The following is a 12,313-nucleotide window of genomic DNA, read 5'->3' as shown; positions in this document are numbered from 1 at the left end:
ATCACCGCTGATTGCCCGTCGCTTCCGCCCTTTTCACGCCCAGGCACCCTTGATCAAGTGACCTGCGTCACATATGCGGGTGGGGCCGTCCGGCGAGGGACGGCCCCACGAGGCGCGTCAGTTGCGGTGGGGGTAGGCGTGGGCGACCGTGAGGAAGGCGTCGTTCTCCTCGGGGGAGCCGATGGAGACCCGCGCGCCCTCGCCGGGGAAGGGGCGGACGCTGACGCCCGCGGCGTCGCAGGAGTCGGAGAAGTCCATGGTGCGGTCGCCGAGGCGAAGCCAGACGAAGTTGGCCTCGGTCGGGGGGACGGTCCAGCCGTCGGCGAGGAGGGTGTCGCGGACGCGGTGGCGTTCCTTGACGGTCTCGTCCACGCGGGCGAGGAGCTCCTCGGTGGCGGCGAGGGAGGCGACCCCGGCGGTCTGGGCGATGGAGTTCACGCTGAACGGGAGGTAGGTCTTCCGGATGGCCGTGGCGACGACCGGGTGCGCGACCATGAAGCCGATGCGGAGGCCCGCGAGCCCGTACGCCTTGGAGAAGGTGCGCAGGACGGCAACGTTCGGGCGGTCCAGCTCGCGGAAGAGGTCCATGCCGTCGGGGACGTCGTCGTCGCGGACGTACTCGCGGTACGCCTCGTCCAGGACGACCAGGACGTGCGGGGGCACGCGGTCGAGGAAGCGGAGCAGCTCGGCGCGGCCGACGACCGTGCCGGTCGGGTTGTTGGGGTTGCAGACGAAGACCAGGCGGGTGCGATCGGTGATCGCGTCGGCCATGGCGTCGAGGTCGTGCGTCTCGTCCACCAGGGGGACCTGCACGCCGGTCGCGCCGGACAGGCCCACGAGCAGCGGGTAGGCCTCGAACGAACGCCACGCGTAGACGATCTCGACGCCCGGCTCGGCGACGGCCTCGATCAACATCTGCGACACGCCGACCGAGCCGCAGCCGACGGCGATGTGCTCGGGCGTCACGCCGAAACGCCGGGCGATCGCCTCGACGAGGGCGGTCGCGTTGTTGTCCGGGTAGCGGTTGACGTCGCGGGCCGCGCGCTCGATGGCCTCCTGGACGGAGGGCAGGGGCCCCTGCGGCGACTCGTTCGACGAGAGCTTGAAGGACCGGCCCTCGGGCGAGACCACGACCTTGCCGGGCTTGTAGGCCACGAAATGATCGAGCACGGAACGGAAACGTGGGGTGGTTGCCTCGGACACCGGAGTCCTCCTTAGGAGTGCTTGGTGCCCAGCTTATGAAGTGCCCGGCCACGCCCGAAGGGCGAGAATCGACGAAACCGGCGCGTCCCGCGGCGTCGGACGATCATGTGGACCGGCGCGGACCCCGTCAGACCGGGGCCTGCCGCATCATCCAGCAGACGGCGACGATCCGGACGAACTCCCAGTCGCGGGTGTCGCCCGGCCACCAGCCGCGCCGGAAGGCGTCCTCGGCGAAGCCGGACAGGTAGTCCATGAGCGCGGGCTGGGACGACTCCGGGACCAGGCCGCGCACCTCGGCGACGTGCTGGTCCACGGCCGCCGCGAGGCCCGGGGTCTCTGACATCCGTTCGACGCCCGCGTCCCCGATGTCGCGGACGAGCACGCCGAGTTCCTCGAAAACTTCCCCATCCATTCGTCCGAAGCTAGCAATCGACCGGCAATGCTCACGTCAGAGAGAACGCTTTTAACCAGGTAAAACTTCTCGGCCGCCCCATGCCCGTCCCCCTCGATCCCCGACCCCGCCGGACGAGCGGAGCGTCCGGCGGGATCGGGGGGCGCGGGGGAGGCGCACGTCACGTTCGGGCTGGTCAGGAGGTCATCGGGCGGGTGGTGAAGTGGTAGTCGTAGCGGATGAGGTCGTCGTCGCCGACGATCAGGAAAACGCGGGCGGACCAGGCGATCTCGTCGTTCTTGACGAGGTGGACGGTGAAGGTGACGGCGTCGTGGTGGGCCATCGGGTCCTCCGCGATGACGGTGTAACCGGCGTCCGCCACCAGGGACTGATGGGCCCCGGCCACGCGATCCTCCAGTTCGGAGACGCCGTGCCATTCGGTTTCCTCGACCCGTTCGACGGCGTCCTCGGCCCAGAGGGAAGCGACGGCCTCACGGCGGCGGCCGGGGTCGGGTTCGTTCCAGACGGCGACGTAGCGGGTGACGAGGTCCTTCATGTCGAATTCCATGACGCGGACGGTAGGGACGGTTCACTGACACCTTCTGTCAGTGGATCCGGCGAAACTTACCGCCATGCGTGCTAGCCGGTTGCTGTCGATCCTGTTGATGCTCCAGACGCGCGGACGGGTGACCGCGGAGGAGGTCGCGAACGCGCTGGAGGTGTCGGTCCGGACGGTCTACCGGGACATGGAGGCACTCGGCGCGGCGGGCGTTCCGCTGTACGGGGAGCCCGGCCACCAGGGCGGATACCGGCTGCTCGACGGGTTCCGGACGCGGCTGAACGGGCTGACGGAGGACGAGGCCGAATCGCTGTTCCTGACCGGGCTGCCGGGGCCCGCCGCCGAACTGGGACTCGGCGCCATCGTCGCGGCGGCGCAACTCAAGTTGATGTCGGCGCTGCCCGATGAGCTGCGCGATCGGGCAGCGCGTGTGAGCGAGCGTTTCCATCTGGACGCGCCCTCCTGGTATCGCGCTCCTGACGACACGCCGCACCTGGCGGCGGTCGCTGACGCCGTGTGGAACGTCCGGCGCGTCCGGCTGCGGTACTTCCGCTGGCAGGAGCCGAACGAGGTGGTGCGGGACGTGGACCCGCTTGGACTGGTCCTGAAGAGCGGGCATTGGTACCTGGTCGGACGGACCAGGGGCGGCATGCGGACATACCGGGTCTCCCGCGTCCTCGGCGTGGAGGTGGGCGAGGAGCGGTTCGAGCGTCCGGAAGGGTTCGACCTGGCGGCGCACTGGGCCTCCTACCTGCGGGATTTCGAGGAACGCCGGTTGGCGGGGACGGCGACCGTCCGGCTGTCGCCGGGGCTTCTGCCGCACCTGGGCGAGTGCCTGGACGGCGCGGCGCTGCGGGCGGTGCGCGAGGCGTCCGGGACGGCCCGTCCGGACGGGGACGGGTGGATCGAGGTGGTCCTGCCGATCGAGTCGCCGGAGCGGGCCGTCCATGACCTGCTGCGGCTCGGGGACGACGTCGAGGTGGTCGGCCCGCCGGAGCTGCGCGCCCGGATGGCGAACATGATCGCGGGGCTGGCGCGGAGGTACTCGCCGGAGAGATAACCTACGCACAGACTAAATCGGAGAGTTCCCGAATCCCGAACGTCCCGCCCGCCTCCGTTTCTCGTCGGGAACACGAGGGGGCGAGCGGACATCAGGTGGGCATGAACCCGCACACCCCCACGGACGACGAGCTGTGGAACCGCGCGCGGGACGGTGACGAGCGAGCCTTCGGGGAGCTCTTCGACCGGCACGCGACAACGGTCTACAACTACTGCTTCCGGCGGACGGCGAGCTGGTCGGAGGCCCAGGACGCCACATCGGTGGTGTTCCTGGAGACCTGGCGGCAGCGCGGACGCGTCCAGCCGCAGTCCGGCTCGCTCCTGCCCTGGTTGTACGGCGTCGCGACGAACGTCCTGCACAACCAGCGGCGCGGCATGCGCAGGCACCGGGACGCGCTGTCCCGGATGCCCCGGCCCGTCCCGCCCCCGGACGACGCGGACGAGGTGTCCGCGCGCCTCGACGCCGAACAGCGGATGCGGCGCGTCCTCGACGCGGTGCGGAAACTGCCGCGCCGCGACCGCGAGGTCCTGATCCTCAGCGTCTGGGAGGAACTGGACCACAACCAGATCGCCGAGGCGCTCGGCATCGCCCCGGGCACCGTCCGGTCCCGCCTCAGCCGGGCCCGCGCCCGCCTCCGCGACCTCTCCACCGAGCCGCCGTCCGCCGAGCCGCCGTCCGCCGCGCTTCCGTCGACCGGACGCGCGGCGGGGGCCGCGCCCTTTCGGGCCGCCAAGGGAACGCCGCCCGACACCGTCCGCCGTCCTGTGAACGCCTATCTCCCCGAGGAGAGCCGATGAACGACATGTTGCCTCCGCCTCGGCGGGACCTCGTTGACCACGATGCCGTCCGTGACCAGCTGCTTCGGGAGACACGTCAGATGCCCACGCGTACCAGGTCGCCTCGCCTCATCCTCGGCGGACTGGCCGTCACACTGGCCGCCGGTGCCGCCGCAGCCGCGGTCGTCATCGTCCCTTCGGGCGGGAAAGGCGGGAACGGCGGCGACGAGCCGACGATCACGCCCGTCGCCGCGACGGAGGTCCTGGACCGCGCGTCCAAGGCCGCCGGTGAGCTGCCGGACGTCACGCCCAGGGGCGACCAGTACCTCTACATGGCGTCCAAGTCCCGGCAGTACGTGAGCTTCATCAATGGGAAGCAGGAGGTGGATCGCAGGTCACGCATGGAGGGCCGCGTCGAATGGCGGTCCATCGACGGCAGGCACGCGGGCCTCATGAGCCAGACCGGCATGGGCGACACGTGGATGTGCGACAACTCGTCCGACTACGAGGCGATGTCGGCCAAGGCGAAGGCCGCCGGGACCGGCCGGCCGAAGGTGAACGCCGCGAAGCCGCCCAAGGGCTGCCACGACACGCCCGCGATGGTCACCGGGCTGCCGACGACCCAGCAGGCGATGCGGTCCTGGCTGTACGAGCACAGCCAGGGCGGGAATCCGGCCGACGTGCAGGCGTTCATCACAATGGGCGACACGGTGCGGGACCGGTACCTGCGTCCGTCCTCGCTGGCGCTGATGTTCAAGGCCGCGGGCACGATCCCCGGCGTCACCGTGACGCGCGACGTCACCGACCTGGCCGGACGCAAGGGCATCGCGATCGGGCAGACCTTCAACGGCACCCGCCGCGAACTCGTCTTCGACCCGAAGACCTACCGCTACCTCGGCGACCGCGAGTACGTGTCCCACAAGGACTCGCACAAGTTCCCGAGGCCGTCCGAAAGCCCGTCGACGCAGGCCACCGCGTCCACCGAGGCCGCACTCCCGGAAGGCACGCTGCTCTACTCTTACGCCCTGCTCAAGGTCGCCGTCACCGACAAGGTGAAGCAGACCCCGCGCTGAGCCCGCTCCCGGCGTCCCGTCCGCCCGGACGGGACGCCGTCACGCGTCAGGCGTTGGCCCGCGCGTGGGCGACGAGGGCGTTCGCGTGGCCGTGCCCGAGGCCGTGCTCGGACTTCAGCCAGGTGACGAGCTCCATGTGCTTCGTCAGCGGCGAGGACGCGATGAGGTCGAGCCACTCCTGGACGGGACGCCCGTACTTCGCCTCGATCGACGGGAAGTAGCTGGACGGGTCACCCTTGCCCTGCGCTGCCATGAAGCCCTCCTGAGCTGCTAAAACAAAATGTGGACGGCATCCACATCGCGGCACGGCAGGATCCTGTCACACTCATGTGGACGTTGTCCACATGCTCGAACGCGGCCTCCACTGAAGCTGCTTCGTGCCCTATGTACCATGCTCTCCCGCATGACGAATCCGCAGACCGGGTGGACGGAATGGCTCGCCACGCTGCCTCAGGAGCAGCGCGCCACAGCCGACGGCTTGCTGGAAGCCTTCACCCGCCTCGGTGCCGACGCGCCCGGCGAATGGGCGCGGTCGGAGGTTGCCGAGGGCCTGCCGCAACTGGCTCGTTTCCTGCTACTGCGTCAACTCTGGACGGAAGCCATCAACGGCCGGGAGAACCCGGGCGCGCTGGAGAACGTCCCGGCTGCCGCTCGCCTGGTCAGCGCAGGAGCCGATCGCGGTGACGTCGTCCTCGCCATGCGTGCCGCGGCGTTCGAAGCGGTCTTCGCCACGCTGCTCGCGCTCGACGAAGGGGGCTCGCCAGCCGGCGCGGACGAAATGCCGCTGCCAGGCTGGAGGCTTCACGAGACCGACTCCGGAGGTCGCCTCACCGGTCGTTGCCTCAACGGCCTCCAAGAAAGCCTCCGCGAGACGGACCCGTCGGGCCATGACGCCCAGGACATCTGGACCTGACGGAGGCGGAGGTTAGAGGGTGTGGGTGGGGTCTTGGCGGGAGACGATTCTGTCGTCTTTGAGGGTTGCCGCCGTCAGGAGCTCGTCTTCGCAGTGGCGGAGGTAGAAGGCTAGTTCGCTGGTTCCCCAGGGGCTGGTTTTGCGTTGGTCCAGCCAATGGATCAGGTCGTACAGCATGTCCCAGTGGGTCGGGCCGTGGAGTGCCTGGCGGGTCGTGAGGACCCAGGCGGGGAAGCGGTCCTCGCGGAGCGCCAGTTCGGAGAACTCGACGCCGCCGATGCGCGCGTCGGCCGGGCCCCGGTTCGCGAGCAGCGGGGTCGGGTAGATCTCCCAGCTGTCCTCGGAGTCGTCCTGACCTGGGTCGCCGTCGCCGACGTAGTCGATCGGCCAGTCGGTCACGATGGTGAACTCGGTGGGCTGGGGAGCGGTTCCGAGGTGCCAGCGGAGTTCGGCGAGTTCGTTATCGGGGAGGTCTGCGGGGAGCTCGGCGGTGAGCAGCAACTCGTAGAGATCTGCCATGCCGCGTCACCCTACGGGGTGAAGATCGTCCTTGCGAGGTCGTCCGGGGCGGTGCTCGCCTCGGCGAGGAGTTCGCCGGTCGCCGACCAGATGGCCGAGCGGCCGGACGTGCGGTCGAAGCCGCCGCCGGTCGGGCCCGCGAAGGCCGCCGTGGCGGCCCACACTCCGTGCTCGGCGGCGGTGCGGCGGGCGCGTTCGCCGTGCACGCCGGCCTCGTGGTCGTGGTGGACGACCCCGGCGACGTAACCGTCCATGCCGAGGGCGGCGGTCTTGGCGGCGTGCTCGGGGATCCCGGTGTCGCGGCAGATGGCGAGGCCGAGTCGCCAGCCGTCCACCTCGATCACCGTGGGTTCGCCCGGCGTGAAGCGGTCGATCTCCTCGCCGTGCAGGTACGCCTTCGTGTAGGCGACGCGCGCGCCGGTGCCGTCCACGGCCAGGAAGCCGATGCCGGGGCCGGGCACGGGCGCGCCGACGAGGGCGAGTGTTCCGGTCTCGGCGCATGCGGCGACGATCGGGGCCAGCCGCTCGTCGTCGGGGGCGATCGGCGTCGCGTCCAGTTCGTAGCCGGTCAGCGACAGCTCCGGGAAGACCACCACGCGCGCGTCCGCCGCCCGGACGGCCTCCGCGTGGGCCTCCGCGTTGGACGCCACGTCGTGAGCGACGCACCTCGGCTGAGCCACCGCGATGCTCAACGCCTGCCGCATGCCGACCTCCCAGTCGTCCGAGCTCGGGGGCATCCTATTCAGGGCGATTCCGGACGCGCGTCAGCGGGGCGTGGTCCACGTCCGGAGGGTCGGGAAGGGCCAGGCAGAGGGCGTCGAGGGCGGCGGCGTAGGCGTGCTCGGACGGCGTGCCGTAGCCGATCACCAGGCCGTCGCGCGGAGGAGCGGTGCTGCCCGGGTGGCGGTACGCGCCCAGCCCGTCCAGGGCCAGGCCCTGGCGGCGGGCGCCGTGGAGGGCCGCCGCTTCGGCTCCGTCCGGGAGTTCGAGGACGGCGTGCAGCCCGGCGGCGATGCCGCTGACGTTGATGTGCGGGGCGCGCTCGGCGAGGACGGCGATCAGCCGGTCGCGGCGGCGGCGGTAGATCCCGCGCATGCGGCGCACGTGCCGGTCGTACGCGCCGGACGCGACGAGGTCGGCGAACGCGAGCTGGTCGACGACGCCCGTGACCAGTTCGCGCGCGCCCTTGGCCTCGGCCACGCGGCCGGCGAGGCCGCCGGGCAGGACCATCCAGCCGACACGCAGCGCGGGCGACAGGCTCTTGCTGGTCGAGCCCATGTAGACGACGCGGTCGGGATCGAGTCCCTGGACGGCGCCGACAGGCTCGCGGTCGTACCGGAACACCCCGTCGTAGTCGTCCTCGATGACGAGTCCGCCGGTCGCGCGCGCCCAGTCGACGACCGCCGCGCGCCGCTCGGGACGCAGCGGCCCGCCGGTCGGGTACTGGTGCGCCGGGGTGAGCAGGACGGCGTCCGCGCCCGTCGCGGGAAGGTCCTCGACGCGCGCTCCCCCGGTGTCCACTTCGAGCGGGATCGTGGCGTGACCTGCGCGTTCGATGATGGAGCGGTGGAAGGACAGCCCGTACGCCTCCACGGCGACGGGCCCGTCGAGGATCGAGCACAGCAGTTCCAGGCCGTGCGCGAAGCCCGAGCAGATCACGATGTCGTCGGCCCGCGCCCGGACGCCCCGGGCGCGCGCCAGGTACTCCACGAGCGCTTCGCGCAGCTCGCGCCTGCCCTGCGGATCGCCGACCCCGAACGCCTCGTTCGGCGCGGCGGCGAGCGCGCGCCGCACCGAGGCCGTCCAGTCGCCTCGCGGGAACGCGGCGGCGTCCGGCGAGCTGGGCTGGAGGTCGTGGACGGTCCGGAGGCGTCCCCTGGGCGCGAGCGGGCGAGCCTGCGGCAGGGGTTCGGCCCGGCGCGCGACCCGCGTCCCGGAACCCTGCCGCGCCGTCAGCCATCCCTCTTCGACGAGTTCGGCGTACGCGTCGGCGACCGTGTTGCGCGCGATGCCCAGGTCCTTCGCGAGCGCCCGGTACGGCGGCAGCCTGCTCCCGGGGACGAGCCGTCCGGACCGGATGGCCTCGCGCAACGCGTCCATCAACCGGGCACGCAGCCCACCGCCCGTCCCGGTGAGGTCGAGATGCAGGTCACTGCCCGTCCCCTCCAGTTCGTCGCCTGTTCCCGCCGGTTCGTCGCCCTGGCCGGACGGGGCGTCGCTGACGGTCTGAAGGCGTCGGTCGGCCACGGCTCCCCCGAGAATTGACCCAAGATCCTCGCGCCAGAATGCACCATATGGAGGGGCCGAAGCGAACCTAGGTTCAAGGGCATGACAGCGGTGCAGATCCCCGAACGCATGAACTTCTCCAAGGTCGCCCCCAAGGTCTTCAAGGCCGTCCTCGCCCTGGACGCCGCCGCCCGGGACGGTCTCGACCCGGTCGTCGTCGAACTCGTCCAGATCCGGGCCTCGCAGCTCAACGGGTGCGCGTACTGCATCGACTACCACACGGGCGACGCGCGCAAGGCGGGCGAGACCGAGGAGCGGATCCACCAGCTCAGCGCCTGGCGCGAGTCCAGCCTCTACACGGCCGCGGAGCGCGCCGCGCTCGCCCTCACCGAGGCCGTCACCCTCCTCCCGCAGGGCGTCTCGGACAAGGTCTACGCGGACGCCGAGGAGCGGTTCGGCGAGAACGGGCTAGCCCAGCTCATCGCCCTGATCTTCACGGTCAACGCCTGGAACCGGATGAACGTCACCACCCGCAAGACCCCCGGAACCCTCTGACCGACCCCACCCGCTCACTCGGGCGGCGGCCGGATCCCCCGGCCGCCGCCCGTCCCCTTCCTCTCGGGGGTCCCCCCGGTCGAGCCGGTCCCTGTTCTGCGACTGCGACGAACCGAGCGGTTCGTAGGAATGTCCGGCACCGCACCCCGCATTCGGACAGGCAGCCGAGCGGTTCCGACGCCATGCCCGGTCGGGTGAAATGCCCTGGGTCGACCGGACATGTTCGGGGTGACGACCTGACCGAGAGGAGAGGGTTTGCAACCCCCCGAGGGCAGACGAAGATTCGAGGAGATCTACGCGGCCTGCCACGATCCCGTGCTGGCCTACCTGATGCGCCGCACGGACCACGGCGAGGACGCCGCGGACGTCCTCGCGGAGACGTTCCTCGTCGCATGGCGCAGGCTGGACGAGATCCCGTCCGGCGAGGCCGCGCGGCCCTGGCTGTACGGGGTCGCCCGCCGCGCGCTGGCCAACCACCATCGCGGCGCGCGACGGCGCAGCGCGCTCAGCGAGCGGCTGCGCGCCGAACTCCGCCCCCACGACCGGACGGCCGAACCGCACCTCGCGGACGACGCCGTCGCGGACGCGTTCCGCGGCCTGTCCGACGACGACCGCGAACTGCTGTCCCTGGTCGGCTGGGAGGGCCTGGACGCCGGGCAGATCGCGGTCGTCCTCGGTTGCTCCCGCAACGCCGTACGCATCCGGCTGCACCGGGCGCGTCGCCGCTTCGCCCGCGCGCTGGAGGCCCGACAGACCCGACCGGCCCACCCGCGCGGGGCGCGCGTGGGCGAGAAGGAACACGCATGAACGACGACACGCTGATCAGGCGACTCAACCCCATGACCGACGAGGAGGTCGCCCGGATGGTGAGCCCGCGGACCAAGGCCGAGCTGGGCGAGGGCATCATGGCGACCGCGACCGACGCCACACCGGACGCCGCGCCCGCCCGCTCCCGTCCGCGCCGCAAGCGCATGGTGCTGTTCGGCGGCCTGCCGCTGGCGGTCGCGACGGCCGGTGCGGTGGCGCTCACCATCGCGACGGCCGGGACTCCCGGGACCCACCGAACACCCGGAGCCGCCGGGACGTCCGGCTCGCCCGCCGGCTCCCCCACGTACAACCCGGCCAAGGCGCAGCCCGCCGCGCTGACCTTCAGGACCGAGGGCAAGGACCTGGTCGTCCGGATCAAGGACCCGCTCGCCGACCCCGCGCGGTTCCGCAGGGAGTTCGCCGCGCACGGCATGAAGATCACGCTGCGGCTCGTCCCGGTGTCCCCGTCCCTGGTCGGCGGGATCGTGATGAGCGAGCTGCCGTCCGATGTCGGGATCATCAGCGCCAAGGGGCGCTGCGACAACGGTGGCGGGGCCTGCCCGGTCGGCTTGAGGATCCCCACCGGTTTCCGAGGCTCGGGCGCCGTCACGTTCGGACGAGCCGCGCGGCCCGGTGAGCAGTACACAAGCAGCAAGAGCGCGTTCGCGGCGGGCGAGGCGCTGCACTGCGTGCCGGTCCGCGGCCTCACCGTCGACCAGGCGCTTCCCGTCCTGCGCCGCCACAACGTCCAGGCCGGACAGTGGCACTACGACGAGAAGCGCGCGGGCGGCGAGGACTTCGGCGTCACCACGGCCGACCGCTCCAAGATCCCCGGAAACTGGATCGTCACGGACGCCGACCCGTGGGCCCCCGGGCAGGTCATGCTGTGGGCCCAGCCGCCCGGCAAGCCTCTCCCCAGCGAGTCGAACGGCCAGTACAAGCGCCTGATGGAGGGATGCCCGCGCTAGCTCCGGCCAGATGAAGCCCCAGGGCACACCGGACGTCGCGCAGGCTACGCCTTGAGCCGGACGAGCAATTCCGCGAACCCCGGACGGGTCACATGCAAATGCGGCCCGTCCGGATCCTTCGAGTCCCGAAGCCCAACCTCCGGAGCCAACACAGCGACTTCCACGCACTGCCCTCCCTCGGCCCCGGAGTAGCTCGACTTCTGCCAAAGAGCGGCCACTTCAACACACTGGCCCCCCTCGGCGGTCGAGTAGCTGGACCTGCGCCACTGGGGTGTGGATCGACTCACATCGCCTCCAAGATCGCCCGAATCAGGCGCACGGACTCGAACACCGACAACGCTTCCCTGCGAGACAAGTCGAACGCTACCCGCATCTCGTGAAGAGTGGCCGAGTCCTGAACGAGATGCCCGTGGCCAAAGGCCGCCTCAGTCCAGCCGACGGGAGCGCCCTCGGCGAACTGGAGCATCGCGAACCCACTGGCCAGCACGATGCCCGATCCATTGGGGATGACCTCGATGGACACGTGAGGCAACTCGGCCACTTCCAAGAGCTTGGCCAACTGCCCACGCAGAACGTCGCGCCCGCCGATCACCTCCCGCAGCGCGGCCTCCTTCACGAGGCAAACGATCAGCGGATAGGGGTCCCGATCCAGGATCTCCTGACGCCTCATGCGCGCGGCGACCATCTGGTCGAGCTGCTCTGGCCGCTGAATCCGGCGCATGATCGCGCGAGTGTAATCCTCGGTCTGGAGAATCCCGGGGATGGCGAGCGGGTCGTAGGAGTGGATGATGCCCGCCTGCGTCTCCTGCTTCTCGTACTCGTCGAAGCCGCAGGGGAGCTTCAACTCGCGGTTGATCTGGTGGTACTGGTCCTCGAAGAAGTCGAGGTCGAACCGCACGTCCAGGCGTTTGCTGAAGTCCTCGCCCGGGAGGCGACGCAGGGTCTCGATGGCCGAGACCAGTTTTCCGGACACGAGACAGGCGCGACCGATCTCCGGCTGGCTGAGTCCCGCCTGCTCCCGCATTTTCCTGAGCTTGTACGCGTAGAGCGCCCAGGCGCTCTTGTGGGGGTCGATCACGGGCTGAATGCGCTGCTTGTCGGGCATGTCGAGGCTCCCGTCGCTACATCGGTCGTGTGGACGCTCTCCCTCTTCCCGTCGACACTCCGTGTCGGGAGAGTGGTGATGAGATCACGCACAGTTCCCACTCCCCCGACCTTGGAGGGTGCCGATGTGTAACGACACGACTCGCATCTGTGACCGTA

At 70.6% G+C, this 12,313-nt stretch carries 16 protein-coding genes; 7 read left to right on the top strand and 9 right to left on the bottom strand.

What is annotated here, in order from left to right:
- Positions 1–117: 117 nt before the first annotated feature.
- The 3 genes from hisC to P696_RS52360 form a co-directional block, all read right to left on the bottom strand.
- The gene (gene hisC, locus P696_RS0112900; RefSeq protein ID WP_026412667.1) at positions 118–1,203 is read right to left on the bottom strand and encodes a histidinol-phosphate transaminase; all 1,086 of its coding nucleotides are present in this window, start codon (positions 1,201–1,203) and stop codon (positions 118–120) included.
- A 127-nt stretch (positions 1,204–1,330) separates the two neighbouring features.
- Positions 1,331–1,615 carry a DUF6401 family natural product biosynthesis protein gene (locus P696_RS0112895; RefSeq protein ID WP_026412666.1) on the bottom strand — a complete coding sequence of 95 codons (285 nt, stop codon included), beginning with the start codon at positions 1,613–1,615 and terminating at the stop codon, positions 1,331–1,333.
- A 175-nt stretch (positions 1,616–1,790) separates the two neighbouring features.
- Entirely contained in the window at positions 1,791–2,162 is a 372-nt protein-coding gene (locus P696_RS52360; RefSeq protein ID WP_051467455.1) for a hypothetical protein, read from the bottom strand.
- Positions 2,163–2,226: 64 nt separating this feature from the next.
- On the opposite strand from P696_RS52360, the gene P696_RS0112885 reads away from it, so the two are divergent.
- The 3 genes from P696_RS0112885 to P696_RS0112875 all read left to right on the top strand — a co-directional run bounded on the left by P696_RS0112885 (position 2,227) and on the right by P696_RS0112875 (position 5,062).
- Complete coding sequence (locus P696_RS0112885; RefSeq protein ID WP_026412665.1) at positions 2,227–3,213, top strand: helix-turn-helix transcriptional regulator; 987 nt, start codon at positions 2,227–2,229, stop codon at positions 3,211–3,213.
- Between the two features lie 101 nt (positions 3,214–3,314).
- Positions 3,315–4,010, top strand: coding sequence for an RNA polymerase sigma factor (locus tag P696_RS45110; protein ID WP_051467453.1), 696 nt, complete (start codon positions 3,315–3,317; stop codon positions 4,008–4,010).
- Positions 4,007–5,062 carry a CU044_5270 family protein gene (locus P696_RS0112875; protein ID WP_170026427.1) on the top strand — a complete coding sequence of 352 codons (1,056 nt, stop codon included), beginning with the start codon at positions 4,007–4,009 and terminating at the stop codon, positions 5,060–5,062. The genes P696_RS45110 and P696_RS0112875 overlap by 4 nt, the downstream gene beginning before the upstream one ends.
- A 46-nt stretch (positions 5,063–5,108) precedes the next feature.
- Here the strand turns inward: P696_RS0112875 and P696_RS0112870 are convergent, their stop codons facing one another.
- Positions 5,109–5,315: a DUF4287 domain-containing protein gene (locus P696_RS0112870; RefSeq protein ID WP_026412663.1), complete on the bottom strand. Its 207-nt coding sequence runs from the start codon at positions 5,313–5,315 to the stop codon at positions 5,109–5,111.
- Between the two features lie 150 nt (positions 5,316–5,465).
- Between P696_RS0112870 and P696_RS0112865 the strand changes: the two genes are divergently transcribed.
- Positions 5,466–5,975 carry a hypothetical protein gene (locus P696_RS0112865; RefSeq protein ID WP_211245722.1) on the top strand — a complete coding sequence of 170 codons (510 nt, stop codon included), beginning with the start codon at positions 5,466–5,468 and terminating at the stop codon, positions 5,973–5,975.
- A gap of 12 nt (positions 5,976–5,987) precedes the next feature.
- On the opposite strand, the gene P696_RS52355 is transcribed toward P696_RS0112865, so the two are convergent.
- Genes P696_RS52355 through pdxR form a run of 3 tightly spaced genes read right to left on the bottom strand, consistent with a single transcriptional unit; the run spans position 5,988 to position 8,741 of the window.
- Entirely contained in the window at positions 5,988–6,494 is a 507-nt protein-coding gene (locus tag P696_RS52355; protein WP_051467450.1) for a hypothetical protein, read from the bottom strand.
- Positions 6,495–6,505: 11 nt separating this feature from the next.
- Entirely contained in the window at positions 6,506–7,231 is a 726-nt protein-coding gene (locus P696_RS0112855; protein WP_245627638.1) for a carbon-nitrogen hydrolase family protein, read from the bottom strand.
- Between the two features lies 1 nt (position 7,232).
- On the bottom strand, positions 7,233–8,741 hold the full coding sequence (gene pdxR / locus P696_RS45100) for a MocR-like pyridoxine biosynthesis transcription factor PdxR (RefSeq protein WP_342669011.1): 1,509 nt from the start codon (positions 8,739–8,741) through the stop codon (positions 7,233–7,235).
- Positions 8,742–8,822: 81 nt separating this feature from the next.
- Between pdxR and P696_RS0112845 the strand changes: the two genes are divergently transcribed.
- The 3 genes from P696_RS0112845 to P696_RS55830 all read left to right on the top strand — a co-directional run bounded on the left by P696_RS0112845 (position 8,823) and on the right by P696_RS55830 (position 11,050).
- Positions 8,823–9,275, top strand: a complete 453-nt coding sequence (locus tag P696_RS0112845; RefSeq protein ID WP_026412660.1) for a carboxymuconolactone decarboxylase family protein — start codon at positions 8,823–8,825, stop codon at positions 9,273–9,275.
- Between the two features lie 255 nt (positions 9,276–9,530).
- On the top strand, positions 9,531–10,082 hold the full coding sequence (locus P696_RS0112840) for an RNA polymerase sigma factor (RefSeq protein WP_026412659.1): 552 nt from the start codon (positions 9,531–9,533) through the stop codon (positions 10,080–10,082).
- Positions 10,079–11,050, top strand: coding sequence for a hypothetical protein (locus tag P696_RS55830; RefSeq protein ID WP_026412658.1), 972 nt, complete (start codon positions 10,079–10,081; stop codon positions 11,048–11,050). The genes P696_RS0112840 and P696_RS55830 overlap by 4 nt, the downstream gene beginning before the upstream one ends.
- Before the next feature lie 44 nt (positions 11,051–11,094).
- On the opposite strand, the gene P696_RS54300 is transcribed toward P696_RS55830, so the two are convergent.
- A complete protein-coding gene (locus P696_RS54300; RefSeq protein ID WP_084337363.1) occupies positions 11,095–11,337 on the bottom strand; it encodes a DUF397 domain-containing protein in 243 nt (80 codons plus the stop codon).
- On the bottom strand, positions 11,334–12,155 hold the full coding sequence (locus tag P696_RS0112830; protein ID WP_026412657.1) for a helix-turn-helix domain-containing protein: 822 nt from the start codon (positions 12,153–12,155) through the stop codon (positions 11,334–11,336). The genes P696_RS54300 and P696_RS0112830 overlap by 4 nt, the downstream gene beginning before the upstream one ends.
- Positions 12,156–12,313 lie beyond the last annotated feature (158 nt).

The sequence above is a fragment of the Actinomadura oligospora ATCC 43269 genome (assembly GCF_000518265.1).
Lineage (GTDB): Bacteria > Actinomycetota > Actinomycetes > Streptosporangiales > Streptosporangiaceae > Spirillospora > Spirillospora oligospora.
This window is presented reverse-complemented; position numbering and strand designations above follow the sequence as displayed.